This is a genomic window from Aeromonas sp. R2-2, from assembly GCF_040908355.1.
GTDB classification, from domain to species: domain Bacteria; phylum Pseudomonadota; class Gammaproteobacteria; order Enterobacterales; family Aeromonadaceae; genus Aeromonas; species Aeromonas veronii.
Window position 1 is genome coordinate 14,223 of record NZ_JBFODQ010000033.1, and the last position, 15,233, is coordinate 29,455.

General features: G+C 59.5%; 6 protein-coding genes, 5 tRNA genes and 2 riboswitches. Of the genes, 9 read left to right on the forward strand and 2 right to left on the reverse strand.

The genetic code is table 11. From position 1 onward, the window contains the following. Nucleotides 1-43: 43 nt before the first annotated feature. A riboswitch (cyclic di-GMP riboswitch) is annotated at nucleotides 44-131 on the forward strand. A 102-nt stretch (nucleotides 132-233) separates the two neighbouring features. Further along, nucleotides 234-2,828, forward strand: a complete 2,595-nt coding sequence (locus AB5Z09_RS06480; protein ID WP_368194892.1) for a glycosyl hydrolase family 18 protein — start codon at nucleotides 234-236, stop codon at nucleotides 2,826-2,828. Nucleotides 2,829-2,962: 134 nt separating this feature from the next. On the opposite strand, the gene AB5Z09_RS06485 is transcribed toward AB5Z09_RS06480, so the two are convergent. After that, on the reverse strand, nucleotides 2,963-3,130 hold the full coding sequence (locus AB5Z09_RS06485; RefSeq protein WP_234916379.1) for a hypothetical protein: 168 nt from the start codon (nucleotides 3,128-3,130) through the stop codon (nucleotides 2,963-2,965). Between the two features lie 315 nt (nucleotides 3,131-3,445). Beyond that, a riboswitch (cyclic di-GMP riboswitch) is annotated at nucleotides 3,446-3,533 on the forward strand. A 99-nt stretch (nucleotides 3,534-3,632) separates the two neighbouring features. Here AB5Z09_RS06485 and AB5Z09_RS06490 point away from each other — a divergent pair. The 8 genes from AB5Z09_RS06490 (at nucleotide 3,633) to AB5Z09_RS06525 (ending at nucleotide 12,639) form a co-directional block, all read left to right on the forward strand. Continuing rightward, nucleotides 3,633-6,245, forward strand: a complete 2,613-nt coding sequence (locus AB5Z09_RS06490; protein WP_368194893.1) for a glycosyl hydrolase family 18 protein — start codon at nucleotides 3,633-3,635, stop codon at nucleotides 6,243-6,245. Between the two features lie 73 nt (nucleotides 6,246-6,318). Further along, on the forward strand, nucleotides 6,319-9,300 hold the full coding sequence (locus AB5Z09_RS06495; RefSeq protein WP_368194894.1) for a M66 family metalloprotease: 2,982 nt from the start codon (nucleotides 6,319-6,321) through the stop codon (nucleotides 9,298-9,300). 79 nt (nucleotides 9,301-9,379) lie between these two features. Further along, on the forward strand, nucleotides 9,380-11,296 hold the full coding sequence (locus AB5Z09_RS06500; RefSeq protein ID WP_368194895.1) for a glycoside hydrolase family 19 protein: 1,917 nt from the start codon (nucleotides 9,380-9,382) through the stop codon (nucleotides 11,294-11,296). A 790-nt stretch (nucleotides 11,297-12,086) separates the two neighbouring features. Then, nucleotides 12,087-12,162, forward strand: a tRNA-Ala gene (locus tag AB5Z09_RS06505). Nucleotides 12,163-12,190: 28 nt separating this feature from the next. Beyond that, nucleotides 12,191-12,266: transfer RNA gene (locus AB5Z09_RS06510), tRNA-Ala, on the forward strand. Nucleotides 12,267-12,329: 63 nt separating this feature from the next. Then, nucleotides 12,330-12,405 (forward strand) — tRNA-Ala (locus tag AB5Z09_RS06515). A 48-nt stretch (nucleotides 12,406-12,453) separates the two neighbouring features. After that, nucleotides 12,454-12,529: transfer RNA gene (locus tag AB5Z09_RS06520), tRNA-Ala, on the forward strand. Nucleotides 12,530-12,563: 34 nt separating this feature from the next. Continuing rightward, a tRNA-Ala gene (locus tag AB5Z09_RS06525) sits at nucleotides 12,564-12,639 on the forward strand. Nucleotides 12,640-12,810: 171 nt separating this feature from the next. On the opposite strand, the gene AB5Z09_RS06530 is transcribed toward AB5Z09_RS06525, so the two are convergent. After that, the gene (locus tag AB5Z09_RS06530; RefSeq protein WP_368171314.1) at nucleotides 12,811-15,000 is read right to left on the reverse strand and encodes an ExeM/NucH family extracellular endonuclease; all 2,190 of its coding nucleotides are present in this window, start codon (nucleotides 14,998-15,000) and stop codon (nucleotides 12,811-12,813) included. Nucleotides 15,001-15,233 lie beyond the last annotated feature (233 nt).

Sequence of the window (15,233 nt, forward strand, 5' to 3'; positions counted from 1 at the left end):
CTCACTCTATAGTCGGGATGCGATTTTTTGCATCGCAAATGAAGTAACCGAAGGGCAAACCGATCGCAAGATCGGGACGCAAAGCTTCCGGTCCAGGGATGAGCCGTACTTGAGATAGCGGGGCCACCACAGGTTGTTGTGCACCTTTGCCAAGAGGCCGCACTGCCGTCTGCGTTACCTGTCAGGGCGTAGCCCTTTTCGTTGCCAACATAACGAAATAGGGAAATATAAAAATGCTAAGTCCAAAGCCTACCATGCTGGCCCTTGCGGTCGGTCTGTGCTGCGCCTCGTCCGCTTATGCTGCGGCGCCCGGCAAGCCGACCATCGGATGGGGCCCCACCAAGTTTTCCATCGTTGAAGTCGATCAGGCGGCCACTGCCTACAACAATCTGGTCAAGGTAAAGGATGCCGCCGATGTGGAGGTGAACTGGAACCTCTGGAGCGGCGATCTGGGCCAGAGTGCCAAGGTACTGCTCAATGGTCAGGAGGTGTGGTCCGGCCCCTCGGCCGCAGCGGGCAGCGCCAAATTCAAGGTGAAGAAAGGGGGGCGCTACCAGATGCAGGTGGCGCTGTGCAACGCCGATGGCTGTACCCTCTCTGATACCAAGGAGATCGTGGTCGCCGATACCGATGGTAGCCATCTGGCGCCACTCAAGGCGCCGCTGCAGGAGAACAACAAGCCCTACGCCAACAAGTCCGGCAAGGTTGTGGGGACTTACTATGTGGAGTGGGGGGTCTATGGCCGCAAGTTTACGGTGGACAAGATCCCGGCCCAGAACCTGACCCATATCCTCTATGGTTTCACCCCCATCTGCGGCGGGGATGGCCTCAACGACAGCCTCAAGGAGATCGAAGGGAGCTTCCAGGCGTTGCAACGGGCGTGCGCCGGTCGCGCCGACTTCAAGGTGGCGATGCACGATCCCTGGGCCGCCATCCAGATGCCGCAAGGCAACCTCACTGCCCATGACGAGCCCTACAAGGGCAACTTTGGCGCCCTGATGGCGCTCAAGCAGGCCTATCCGAACCTCAAGATCCTCCCCTCGGTCGGCGGTTGGACCCTCTCCGACCCCTTCTACTTCCTCGGTGACAAAACCAAGCGTGACGTGTTTGTCGGCTCGGTGAAAGAGTTCCTGCAGACCTGGAAGTTCTTCGACGGTGTGGATATCGACTGGGAGTACCCGGGCGGACAGGGCGCCAACCCGAAACTGGGCAGCCCGAGTGATGGTGCCACCTATGTGGCCCTGATGAAGGAGCTGCGGGCCATGCTCGACGAGCTGGAGGCCGAGACCGGTCGCCAGTATGAGCTCACTTCCGCCATTGGTGCGGGGGGCGACAAGATCCAGGATGTGGACTACAAAGCGGCCCAGCCCTACATGGACCACATCTTCATGATGACCTACGACTACAACGGCGCATGGAGCAACACCGAGCTGGGCCACCAGACCAACCTCTATGCAGCGAGCTGGGACCCTGCAACCAAGTACACCACCGACAAGGCGGTCAATCAGCTGCTGGCGCAGGGGGTAGACCCTGGCAAGCTGGTGGTCGGGGCCGCCATGTATGGCCGTGGCTGGACCGGGGTGAGCGGTTATCAGGGCAACAATCCCTTCACCGGCAAGGCGACCGGCAAGGTGAAAGGCACCTGGGAGGACGGGGTGGTGGATTACCGCGACATCGTCAACAACCGGATGGGGGCTGGCTGGGAGAAGGGCTATGACGAGGTGGCCGAGGCGCCCTATCTGTTCAAGGCGGCGACCGGCGATCTCATCACCTATGACAACGAGCGCTCGGTCAAGGCCAAGGGGCAGTATGTGCTGGCCAACAAGCTCGGTGGCCTCTTCTCATGGGAGATCGACGCCGACAACGGCGACATCCTCAATGCCATGCATGAAGGGCTGGGCCACGGCGAGGGGACAACTCCACCAGCCAACAAGCCGCCATTGGCCAATGCAGGCAGTGACCTCAAGGTGACCGGCCCGACTGAGGTGACGCTGGATGGGTCGGCCTCCCACGATCCGGAAAACAGCGCCCTCACCTATAGCTGGAAGCAGATCTCCGGGCCGCAGGCTGCCCTGCTTGATACCACTCAGGCCAAGGCCCGTGTTGTACTCGATGCCGTGTCCGCCGACATCAATCTGGTGTTCGAGCTGACGGTGACCGATGATCAGCAGTTGAGTGCCAAGGATCAGGTGGTGGTGACCAACAAGGCGCCGCAGGCCAATCTGGCGCCGGTGGTGAGTCTACCTGCCATGGCCTCTGTGGAGGCGGGCAAGCAGGTGACCATCAAGGCGACCGCCTCCGATCCGAACGGTGATCCACTCACTTATCAGTGGAGTGTGCCGGCAGGCATCACCGCAACGGGTCAGAGCAGCGCCACCCTGGTGGTGACTGGCCCGAGCGTCACCAGCGACACCGGCTATGACCTGAGCGTCACCGTCTCCGACGGCGGACTGGATGCCAGTGCGGCAACCCGTCTGACGGTTAAACCGGTCAGCAACGGTAGTGGTTGCACGGCGACCGATCCGGATGCGGCCAACTGGCCAGTCTGGAAAGCGGCCAGCACCTATAACAGCGGCGACAAGGTGAGCCACAACCAGCTGGTGTGGCAGGCCAAGTACTGGACCCAGGGCAACGAGCCGAGCCGCACCGCGGATCAGTGGCTGTTGGTGAGCAAGGTGCAACTGGGTTGGGATGCCAATGTGGCCTACAACGGTGGCGAGCTCACCACCCATAACGGCCGTCAGTGGAAGGCGCAGTACTGGACCAAGGGCAATGAGCCCGGCAAACACGACGTCTGGCAGGATGTGGGAGCCGCCAGCTGTAAATAAGCATTGAATGGTGGCGGGGCATGCCGGTCATGCCCCATTTTTTCTCCCCGCTTCGCCACATTCTGGCGGGTCTGCCAACCGGTTTCCCCCAGCTTCTCTCGTGTCCCTGCAAAGTGCTCACTCTTGCCTAGTGATTAATGCTCTCCCCGATAGCTGGCATCTGTGCCGCACGCTGCCCTTTGCCAGCCATTGAGGCTGTTGATAAGCCAGATCATCCCGGCCAGTGGCAAGGCATAAATCGTCAAACGAACAAATTTGTCGTATCTGGATAACCGGGTGCGTGAGGGCAGTTCGCTGGGCATGAAGACACCTGCTGGCCATGCAAAGCGGTGATTATAAATTCATTAGTTGCGATACAGATGGGTCTTTTGTCGCATATTGTTCTTACTCATTGATTTTTCTCAATTTGGTGTGATGTAGATCAAAAAAATGGTGTGAGCTATCTGGTTGGAGGTGATGAGATTATGTCTGCATATCCGGCTGTTTTTTAAACATTAATTTCTTGAAAGTGGGTAATTGTCGGGGTTGGTAACCGGTGGGCGAACAATGGTCCGATTTGCTTACTTATCAGAATTACCCTACAGTCAATCGGCGATTATTTATCGCCAGAAATAACGTTGTGACAAGGGCAAACCGATTGAAAAGTCGGGACGCAAAGCTTCCGGTCTAAGGGTCAAGACGACCTAGGATAGCGGGGCCACCACAGTAGAATGCAGGCTGCCTTTGCCAAGGGGTGGCCGTTTTTGTGTCACCTGTCGTGTTGCGTTGCCCTTTCGTTTTTCCAATAACGAAAAGGAAAGCAATATGCTAAGTCCAAAACCCGCACTGCTGGCCATGATGGTCGGCACCCTGCTCGCCTCCTCCGCCGCTTATGCGGCAGCTCCCGGCAAACCCGCCATCGGTTGGGGCCCCACCAAGTTTGCCATCGTCGAAGTCAGCCAGTCAGCGACCGCTTATAACGAGCTGGTCAAGGTGAAGGATGGCGCCGATGTGACCGTCACCTGGAATATCTGGAACGGCGATATCGGCCAGAGTGCCAAGGTGCTGCTGGATGGCAAGGAAGTCTGGTCCGGTCCCTCTTCCGCCGCGGGTACCGCCACCTTCAAGGTGCACAAGGGGGGGCGCTATCAGATGCAGGTCGCGCTGTGCAACGGCGATGACTGCACCCTGTCTGATGCCAAGGAGATCGTGGTCGCCGATACCGATGGCAGCCACCTTGCGCCGCTCAAGCCTGCCCTGCAGGAGAATAACAAACCCTATGTCAACAAGTCCGGCAAGGTGGTCGGCACCTACTATGTGGAGTGGGGGGTCTATGATCGCAACTTCACCGTGGACAAGCTGCCGGCCCAGAACCTGACCCATATCCTCTATGGCTTCACCCCGATCTGTGGCGGTGATGGCCTCAACGACAGCCTCAAAGAGATTTCTGGCAGCTTCCAGGCGCTGCAACGTGCCTGCGCCGGGCGCAAGGATTTCCAGGTCGCCATTCACGATCCCTGGGCCGCGCTGCAAAAAGGGCAGGGGTCACTGGTCGCCTGGGATGAGCCCTACAAGGGCAACTTCGGCAATCTGATGGCTCTCAAGCAGGCTTATCCGGACCTGAAGATCCTCCCCTCCGTCGGTGGCTGGACCCTCTCCGACCCCTTCTTCTTCATGCATGACAAGGCCAAGCGTGACGTGTTCGTTGCCTCGGTCAAAGAGTTCCTGCAGACCTGGAAGTTCTTCGACGGTGTCGATATCGACTATGAGTTCCCGGGCGGCGACGGTGCCAACCCCAATCTGGGGGACAAGACCAAAGATGGTGAAACCTATGTGCTGATCATGAAGGATCTGCGCGCCATGCTCGACGAGCTGGAGGCCGAGACCGGTCGCACCTATCAGCTCACCTCCGCCATCGGTGCCGGTTACGACAAGATTGAGGATGTGGATTACAAGGCTGCCCAGCAGTACATGGACCACCTCTTCGTGATGAGTTACGACTACAACGGTGCCTGGAGCAATACCTCCCTGGGTCATCAGGCCAACCTCTATCAGGCCACCAACGGCTCGGCCAACAAGCGCTACAACACTGATGCAGCGGTGCAGCAACTGCTGGCGCAGGGGGTCGACTCCGGGAAGCTGGTGATCGGTGCCGCCGCCTACGGTCGCGGCTGGAAAGGGGTGAGCGGATATCAGGGCAACGACCCCTTCACCGGCACCGCCACCGGCAAGATAAAGGGCACCTGGGAAGATGGCGTGCTGGATTATCGCCACATCGTCAACAGCCATATGGGCGCAGGCTGGGAGTACAACTACGACGAGACTGCCGAAGCGGCCACCCTGTTCAAGCCCTCCACCGGCGAGCTGATCACCTATGACGACGAGCGCTCGGTCAAGGCGAAAGGCCAATACGTGCTGGCCAACAAGCTGGGCGGGCTCTTCTCCTGGGAGATCGATGCCGACAATGGCGACATCCTCAACGCCATGCATGAAGGTCTCGGTCACGGTGAAGGGGTCACTCCGCCAGCCAACAAGCCGCCGGTCGCCAACGCGGGCAGCGATGTGGCGGTGACCGGCCCGTCTACCCTGACGCTGGATGGCTCCGCTTCTCACGATCCGGAAAAAGGCACCCTCACCTACAGCTGGAAGCAGGTCTCCGGCCCGCAGGCCGCTCTGCTTGATGCCACTCAGGCCAAGGCCCGGGTTGTACTCGATGCCGTGTCTGCCGACATCAATCTGGTGTTCGAGCTGACGGTGACCGATGACCATCAACTGACCGCCAGGGATCAGGTGGTGGTGACCAACAAGGCGCCGCAGCCCAACCTGCCTCCTGTGGTCACTCTGCCCGCCAGCGTCAAGGTGGAAGAGGGCAAGCAGGTGAGCATCACCGCCAAGGCATCCGACCCCAATGGCGACGAGCTGATCTACCAGTGGCAAGTGCCTGCCGGTATCACGGCGACCGGCCAGAACAGCGCCACCCTGGTGGTCACCGGCCCGGCGGTGGATGTCGAAACCGGTTATGACCTCTCTGTGACCGTCTCCGATGGCGCACTCGATGCCAACGCGGCCACCCATCTCACCGTCACGCCAATCAACGAAGGTGGTGAGGGGGGTTCTTGCAACACCACAGATCCGGAAGCAGCCAACGTTCCCGCATGGCAGGCCAGCAAGGTCTATAACGGCGGTGACAAGGTGAGCCACAACCAGCTGGTATGGCGTGCCAAGTACTGGACTCAGGGTAATGAGCCGAGTCGCTCCGCCGATCAGTGGGCGCTGGTGAGTCAGGTTGATCTGGGTTGGAACGCAGCCGTTGCCTATAACGGCGGGGATCTCACCAACCACAACGGCCGTCAGTGGAAGGCCAAGTGGTGGACTCAAGGCAACGAGCCAGGCAAGCACGATGTCTGGCTGGATATCGGGGCAGCAAGCTGTAACTGAGGCCTCCTCACCGATGACGGGGCATGGCGACATGCCCCTCATTCCCGGTAGCAATATGAACGAGAACCCGACAATGACCACAAATGTGACCCGAATCGCTGCCCTCATCATGGCAACCCTGGCGGCTGGCCCCTTGTCTGCCACCACCTCGCCCCTGATATTCAATGACACGACCCCGCAAAGCGATCTGGCGGGTAGCCTGGCTGCCAGCGTGCAGTTTGCCCAGAGCCAGATCCTGCCGTCCCATCCCAAAGAGGGGGATCGCCAACCCATCCTGACCAGCCTGCGCAAGAGCCTGCTACTGGTGAAACCGCTCCAGGCCGATGGGGTGACTCCCATGACGGTGGAGGCTAGTGACGGCAGCGGCAAGCTGCTTGGCACCCTGACCTTGTCGCCGCCATCGGCGCTGCCAGAGACTGTCTACCACCTCGCGGGAGCTCCTGCCGGGGGAGTGAGTTTCATCCCTGAGAGCGGCACCACTGCCGTCATCAGCAGCAGTGCTGATTTGGCCAAACTGAGCGACAAGAGCGGCGCTTTCCTCAAGGATCGGCTGACCGGGCGTGCGCTGGTGGAGATCCAGACCGCTGACGGCCGCTGGGTTCGGGATATCTACCTGCCCGTGAGCCCGGAGCTGGAGGGCAAGATGGTGCGGATCCGCTCCAGTGCCGGTTATAACTCGACTGCCTTTTATGGTGAGCGACAGGTGACCGTCTCCCGTGGCCAGACCCTGCAGTTCAAGTTTGCCAATGGGCAGTGGTTCCGCGAGGGGGAGCTGGAGAACAACCGCATCACCTATGCAGCGGATACCTGGAGCGGCGAGCTGCCTGCCGAGTGGATCCAGCCCGGACTGAACCTCTCCGTTCGTCAGGGCAATCTCAGTGGTGAACTGCGTGACATCAAGGTCGGCGCCCCCGGCGAGCTGCTGTTGCACACCATCGACATCGGCATGCTCACCCCGCCACGGGATCGCTTTGCCTTTGCCAATGACAAGGAGGCCCATCGCGAATACTTCCAGACCATCCCGGCCAGCCGGATGATTGTCAGTCAGTATGCACCGCTCTCCCTGCCTGAGGTGATGTTGCCCAACGGCACCCTGCTGACCGACTTTGACCCCAGCGAAGGGGGCTGGCATGGCGGCACCATGCGTCAGCGCATCGGCAAGGAGCTTATCTCCCACGGTATCGACAATGCCAATTACGGCATCAACAGTAGTGCCGGTGAAGGGGAGGGAAGCCATCCCTTTGTTGCGGCCCAGCTGACGGCGCACAACAGTCGCGGCAAGTATGCCAATGGAGTTCAGGTGCACGGAGGTTCCGGTGGCGGTGGCATCGTCACGCTGGATGATTCGCTGGGCAACGAGTTCAGCCACGAGGTGGGCCATAACTTCGGCCTTGGCCACTATGTGGATGGTTTCCGCGGCTCGGTTCATCGCAGTGCCGATCAGCTCAACTCCAGCTGGGGCTGGGACAGTGACAAACACCGTTTCATCCCCAACTTCTCGCCGACCCGCACCAATGAGGATGCCTGTCTGGATGGCCAGTGCCAGCCACCGTTCGATGGCCGCAAGTTTGGCCACGATGCGATGGCGGGCGGCCGCCCTCTCTCCGGCGCCAACCGTTTCACCCTCTATACCCCCAATTCGGCCGCCATCATCCAGCGCTTTCTGGAGAGCAAGGCGGTGTTCGATGCCAACTCGGCCACCGGCTTTAGCAAGTGGAACAGTGCGACGGTCAGGATGGAGCCCTATCAGCACACAATCGAGGGGATCGAGAAGGTCGATGCCCCCATGGATGCCCTGAGCGAGGCAGGACTGAGTGCCCTGCTGGCGGATTACGGCTTGGTCAGGGTCGCCATGTGGGATGGTCGCTGGACCCGTGATATCCGGGTGCCGATTGCCTCTGCGGACAACCGTGGGCGCAGTCTGACCATCGATCACGGGGCCGGTTACAACAGTCGCCTCTTTATCAACGGCAAGGAAATTGTGGTGAACCGGGGCTTCAAGAAGAGCTTCACCTCGGATGGCCAGAGCTGGGTGGAGGTCTCCCCCATCGATACCAAGGTTGCGCGCAAGCCCGAGCAGTTCGGCGTGCCGGTGACCACCCTGGTGGGCTATTACGATCCGCAAGGAGCCCTGCGCAGCTACATCTATCCGGCTCTGCACGGCGCCTACGGCTTCACCTATCCGGATGACAGCAACACCCTGTCCGGCAATGACTGCCAGTTGCAGGTGGAGACCCGCGATGGTCTGCAGCGCTTCAGGCTGGCCAATCACAGAGCGGCCAGCAGCGTCATGAACAAGTTCCACATCAACCTGCCCACCGCCAGCGAGCCCGGCCGCGCCACCATCCAGTGCCGTGGCCAGACACTGGTACAGCAGAGCTTGCTGCCACCGCAGCAGACTCTCTCCTTTACCGTCAACGGGCGGCCGCTGGAGCAGGGCGTGGTGGAAAACCAGCCTCCGGTGGTGACCGTGCCGGCGCAGCTTGGCGGCATCGGCGGTGAGTGGCTGACCATCACTGCCGAGGCGAGGGATCCCGAGGGCGATGCGCTGAGCTACCGCTGGCACTTCCCGGCGGGCTGGCAGGCGGAAGGCGAGACCAGTGCAAACCTGCGTTTGCTGCCGCCGGCAGTCACCACCAGCGAGCAACATGAGCTGAGTGTGAGCGTCTCGGACGGGGTACATCAGAGCGAAGGGCGCGTCGTGCTGACGCTGGCGCCCGTGGTCGACGGCTCTTGCAACACCACAGATCCGGAAGCGGCGAATGTTCCCGCATGGCAGGCCAGCAAGGTCTACAACGGTGGCGACAAGGTGAGCCACAACCAGCTGGTATGGCGTGCCAAGTACTGGACTCAGGGCAATGAACCGAGCCGCGCCGCCGATCAGTGGGCGCTGGCGAGTCAGGTTGAGCTGAGCTGGATCGCGACCGTTGCCTACAACGGCGGGGATCTCGCCAACCACAACGGCCGTCAGTGGAAGGCCAAGTGGTGGACTCAAGGCAATGAGCCGGGCAAGCACGATGTCTGGCTGGATGTCGGGGCGGCAAGCTGCCCCTAGGTTGAGTCCATGATGAAGATGGCGGAGTCTGTTCAGGCGGGCTCCGCCTTTTGCCACAAAACCATAGAGAGCAACAATAATGAAAAAAAACCGCATCACCCTTCTGCTTGCCAGCATGATGCTGAGCGGCCACCTGTGGGCGGCCGAGGCATATGACATCAACAAATCCTATCCGGGCGGCAGCCAGGTCAATTACAACGGCCAGGTTTTTGAGGCCAAGTGGTGGGTCAACCCGGGTCAGACTCCGGGCATGGCGGCCGCCAATGAGTGGGATACCCCGTGGAAGCTTGTCGGCGAAGGGGAAGTGACCCCGCCGGATACCGGTGGCGATGACAAGCCCAATCCGCCGACGCCAACTCCGCCGGATGGCAGCACTACCCCCGTCTATATGAGTCAGGCCGAGCTGGATGCCAAAGAGAAGGCGCTGACCGACTTCCCGGCGATGGAAGCGGTCAAGGCTTCCATCGCTACCCGGGACAATCTGGTGGTCGAGGCGGTGCAGCCGGGCCGTGCCGACAACCCGGGCAACGTCAAGCGGGTCGAAACCCTGCTGAGCGAGAGCCAGTTCAACTACCTGTTCCCGCTGCGCGCCCCCGAGTACACCTATCGCGGCCTGTTGCAGGCGGCGGCCAAGTTCCCGGCCCTGTGCAGCGACTATAGCGATGGCCGCGATGCCGATGCCATCTGCCGCAAGACCCTGGCGACCATGTTCGCCCACTTCGCCCAAGAGACTGGCGGCCATGAAAACTGGCGCCCGGAAGCCGAGTGGCGTCAGGCGCTGGTCTACGTGCGCGAGATGGGATGGAATGAGACCATGCGCGGCGGTTACAACGCCGAGTGCCGTCCCGATGTGTGGCAGGGTCAGCAGTGGCCGTGCGGTACGTTCGACAATGGCGAGTTCAAGAGCTACTTTGGCCGCGGCGCCAAACAGCTCTCCTACAACTACAACTACGGCCCCTTCTCCGAGGCGATGTTCGGTACGGTGCGCACCCTGCTCGACCGCCCCGATCTGGTGGCCGACACCTGGCTGAACCTCGCTAGCGCGGTGTTCTTCTATACCTATCCGCAGCCGCCCAAGCCCTCCATGCTCCACGTCATCGATGGCACCTGGCAGCCGAATGACCATGACAAGCAGAACGGTCTGGTGCCGGGCTTCGGGGTCACCACCCAGATCATCAACGGTGGGGTGGAGTGCGGCGGCCCGATCGAGCACGCCCAGTCCCAGAATCGCATCAACTACTACCGCGAGTTTGCCAACTACCTCGGGGTAGCGGTGCCATCCGATGAGGTGCTGGGTTGCAAGAACATGAAGGTGTTTGACGACAAGGGCGCCGGTGCCTTGCCCATCTATTGGGAGCAGGACTGGAGCTATGTGGCAGAGAACCCCAACGGCGGCAAGAGTTACGCGTGCAAACTGGTGGGCTACCAGACCCGCTTCAGCGCCTTCAAGGAGGGGGATTACAGCCGCTGCGTTCAGCACTTCTATCCGGAGGTGGTGATCGAGGATAACGGCGGTGGCACCAACCTGCCGCCGGTGGCCAATATCACTGGCCCGGCGCAGGCCGAAGGTGGCAGCAAGGTGACTCTCTCTGGCCAGCACTCCAGCGATCCGGAAGGCAAGCCGCTCTCCTATGCCTGGACTATCCCGGCTGGAGCCTCTGCCCCGGCACTGGATCAGGTCACTCTGGAGTTGACTCTGCCCAAGCCCGCCAGCGATACCAAGCTGGAGATCAAACTGACGGTCACAGACGAAGGTAATCTGAGCCGCAGTACCACCCATAGCCTGCTGGTGAAAGGAGAGGAGGGGGGCGTAACGCCGCCTGACTATCCGGCCTATAAAGAGGGGGCTCCCTACAAGGCAGGCGAGCGGGTCAGCAACGGCGGTGCCAGCTACGAGTGCAAACCGCACCCCTACACCGGCTGGTGTGCCGGTGCCGCCTGGGCCTATGAGCCGGGCAAGGGTACGGCCTGGGCCGATGCCTGGATCACGCTCTGAGCCGTTTCAGGGTTACAAGGCTTACCGATTAGCCAGCGCACTATCTGGTGTAATCACAGTCTGGAGCAATAAAGGATGGGGCCTGCGGGCCCCATTCTTGTTTGGTGGAGTTCAGGTTTGGCCGTGGAACATCTGGCCCGGACAGGACAGCGCCTCGAAAGGGCTGTGTGATGATGTGTGTTGTTTTTTTATTACATTTTCCGTGAAAGGCTTTCAGCAATTACTTGCCGTAGCGGAAGTAGTATTCACGGGTGGAGGGGGCATAGGCATCTTTCTCTACAACGCCGTTCTTGGTGGTTGCACCGCGCAGGTGGAACAGGACTGCCAGATTCTCAAACATGGTTTACCTCATCGCTCTGTCATTTATGGTTATGGTGTGTGACCTGGGTCACGGTTTGATCCTATGGTCATTTGTGAGCCAGATCAACTTTCTGTGTTGTAAATTTACAAAAATCATGGAAAGGGTTTTCAAATGCAATGCCCTTTATGGAAAGGCTTTCCCGAGGTGACGGGGGAGAAGCTGATTACCAGCCAGCATAGAGAGGTCTGAGAGCGGGGGGCGTTGCACGGGGAAAGAGGCTTGCTGCACGGCCTCTCCTTTATAGGTGCTTGAGCCGATTTGTGACATAAAACAGAGAGATAGCACGCGCCTTGCTGGTAAAAACAGCGAACTGCTGCAATTTTGACTAAACGAATCAGTCGCGGTTATTTTAGGGTTGACAGCAAAGCGGGTGATGCCTATCATGCGCCTCCGTTGCCGGAGATAACTTCGTCAGCGCCGAGGTGAGTTGGGGTTATAGCTCAGCTGGGAGAGCGCTTGCATGGCATGCAAGAGGTCCGCGGTTCGATCCCGCGTAGCTCCACCAAATTCTCCTCGAACAATCTGGAATCAAAGGGGTTATAGCTCAGCTGGGAGAGCGCTTGCATGGCATGCAAGAGGTCCGCGGTTCGATCCCGCGTAGCTCCACCAGGTTCCTGATTGACATGAAGTGCCCAGGGCAGTGTGGTGTGTATCACCCAAGCCGACCTTTGTGGGGTTATAGCTCAGCTGGGAGAGCGCTTGCATGGCATGCAAGAGGTCCGCGGTTCGATCCCGCGTAGCTCCACCATTATTTAGGATGAATGGCCGCCAGAACCATTCATTCAGTACCGAATTTGGGGTTATAGCTCAGCTGGGAGAGCGCTTGCATGGCATGCAAGAGGTCCGCGGTTCGATCCCGCGTAGCTCCACCAAATTCAGAGTGACTGCCGGTCATTCACATAAATCGGGGTTATAGCTCAGCTGGGAGAGCGCTTGCATGGCATGCAAGAGGTCCGCGGTTCGATCCCGCGTAGCTCCACCAAATTCTTGTTACAAGAAACAAAAAGGCCACCGCATCGCGGTGGCCTTTTTGTTTTCTCCATCATTTATTTTCTCCATACGTCCGCACCTTTCATTTGTAAATCCAATGACCTGAATGAAAAAGCCCGCGAGACTCGCGGGCTTTGCTTGCACTATTCAGATACGCCAGTGGTTAACGGCGACGTCGCCAGGCCAGTGGCAACAGGGCCAGCAGGCCGAGTCCCAGAGCACCACCGCCTGAGGAGGTGTCCGGTTTGGTGGCATCGCTCTCCAGTCTCAGGTCGACGATGATGGGGTCATGGTCGGAGGCACTGAAGGGGTTGTCAGACTTGAGCAATGTGCCGGTGTACTGGCTGCCGTATTCGAACAGGGAGCTCTCGAAGGAGTTGATGTGCCAGTCGGCGACACCAGCCACCTTGCTGGCCAGCGCCGGGTTGGCGAGGGCATAGTCCAGGGTGCCCAGCTCCCCGTCGTAGCTGTAGGAGATGGCTTTCTCCTTGTTGAATTTGACGTTGAGATCGATCAGGCCGTAGCTGCGAGTCACTTCGCGACCGAGCTGTTCATAGGACTGCTCACCGATAAAGGTGTGAGAGGCCGATACGATCTTCCGCTCGCTGGTGGCCGGGTTGTAGTCGGTCAGCACCCGGATCGGATCTTCCTTGGCGTAGGAGTTGAAGTCGCCAACCAGCAGCACCTGGCCCGGCAGTTTGCTGACCGCCTCACCCAGCACCTTGGCGGCAGAGACCCGGAACTCGGTGCACTTGCCCTGCAGGTCGGCCGGTTCTGTCTTGCCATCGCCATTTTCGTAGCAGCCTGACCCCTTGGATTTGAGGTGGTTGACCACCAGCGTCAGCGGCTCCTTGCTCTTGGCGAGGGTGAAGGTCTGAACCAGCGAGTCGCGCTGACCGGCTGTCTTGGCCACACCACCAGTGGTGTAGCGCTGCTCCGGCAGCTTGATGACGCTGGCATCTCCGCTGGGGGTGAGCATGGCAGGACGGTAGATCATCGCCACCATGATGGCGTCGCCGCCGAAGAACTTGCCATCGGTAAGGGCAGTGACCGGCAGACGTACATAGGCGTAGTGTTTGCTCGCATCCTTCTGCTGTTCGTTGAGGCGGGTCACCAGATTGTGGAGGGCCGAGTTATCCTCGAAGCCGTTGTTCTCCATCTCCATCAGGCCAAGCAGATCGGCATCCATTGCGGTAATGGCATTGACGATCTTGGTGCGCTGCTTCTCGAACTCGGGCTGGCTCTTGGCACCCCGGTTGCAACCTTTGGCGTTGTCGGCATCCGCCTGATCCTTGCACAGGATATTGAGTGCGCCGCCGATGCTGGAGTGACTGGTGAAGTAGTTGAGCACGTTGAAGCTGCCGATCCGAAGATCGCTGCCAGCGAGGCGAGCCGGCGCGTCTTGACGATCCTCTTCAGGGCTACGCAGCAGGGCGCCGGCAGTCAGGGTGATATCGCTCGGTACTACCAGACGGAACGCATCCTTGTTATAGACGATTACCCCCTCCAGCCCGGTCAGTTGATCACCGATGCGCAGATATCCCTGATCGGCATCCCAGCTCGGGAACCAGGGCAGTACGCCATCCGGTGCTTTGTAATCAGACTCAACTACCAGACGGTTGCTGCCATTTTTGGTGGCCAGTGCGACAGCGTCCGCACTGCTGGCAACATGAAGTTGGGTCGGTTTGATCAGCGGGGTTTTGTGGGCCAACTCTACGTTGTTGCGATAGACCTTGTAGTCGAAGCCGTAGTTGCGGGTCAGGTGCAGGTCACTGCTGCTGTCGAGACGTACCCGCATCCCTTCGTGGCGATTGAGCGCTTGCGCCAGCGTCTCCCCTTCATTGACCTGCAGTACGCTGGTCGGCACATTCAGCCCTTGTGCGGTGACTTGCAAGTGGGCTTTTTTGGTGGCCTTGTCGACTAACGGGGTCAGCTGGGTGCCGCCGTAAAACTCTTGCACTTGTGCTTCCAGACAGACTTCGCTCCCCGGTTTGATGTCTTTATATTTGGTCGCGAAGTCCTTGTCGTTCAGATAGACAAAGATGCCATCAGAGGTGGCCGGATTGCCATCGCCCACCGGGTCGGTCAGATAGAAACCCTTGGTCAGGCTTTGGCCCAGCGTCGTCACGATACCGCGAACGTTGAAGGTGCCCGTGCTGATTTTACCGGTCACATTGCCGTTCTTGTCGGTCACGGTCTGGGTGGCCAGCGCGCTGGCGGAGCCTGTGCCCTGAATGGTCGGGATGGGAGTGAGTTGAGCCGGATCGGACGGGCAGACAAATGCCGCATGGGCGCCTGAGGATGCAAGTGCCAGCCCCACGGCCAGCGACAGCAGGGTACGAGTACCTTTCATAGGTGTTCCTTTTTTATTTTTGCCAGTGATTCCATAGCCTTGGCTCGTTGACCAAGGGCGCGCATTGTCACATTTCTGGCATGTCATACCAGTGAGCCAACGCACATTAAACGAATCTGGGAAGGTGTGGGAAAGCGTTTTTATGATCCCAATAACGATATGATTTTTTTGATAATTCAATCAATTTTAACCCTGTGATCATGACGCTTTCGTGGCAGGGGATAATTCTCTTT

Bases quoted from the DNA above. Each gene is read 5' to 3' on its own strand.
- AB5Z09_RS06480 (WP_368194892.1), top strand. From the start codon at position 234: ATGCTAAGTCCAAAGCCTACCATGCTGGCCCTTGCGGTCGGTCTGTGC.
- AB5Z09_RS06485 (WP_234916379.1), bottom strand. From the start codon at position 3,130: ATGCCCAGCGAACTGCCCTCACGCACCCGGTTATCCAGATACGACAAA.
- AB5Z09_RS06490 (WP_368194893.1), top strand. From the start codon at position 3,633: ATGCTAAGTCCAAAACCCGCACTGCTGGCCATGATGGTCGGCACCCTG.
- AB5Z09_RS06495 (WP_368194894.1), top strand. From the start codon at position 6,319: ATGACCACAAATGTGACCCGAATCGCTGCCCTCATCATGGCAACCCTG.
- AB5Z09_RS06500 (WP_368194895.1), top strand. From the start codon at position 9,380: ATGAAAAAAAACCGCATCACCCTTCTGCTTGCCAGCATGATGCTGAGC.
- AB5Z09_RS06530 (WP_368171314.1), bottom strand. From the start codon at position 15,000: ATGAAAGGTACTCGTACCCTGCTGTCGCTGGCCGTGGGGCTGGCACTT.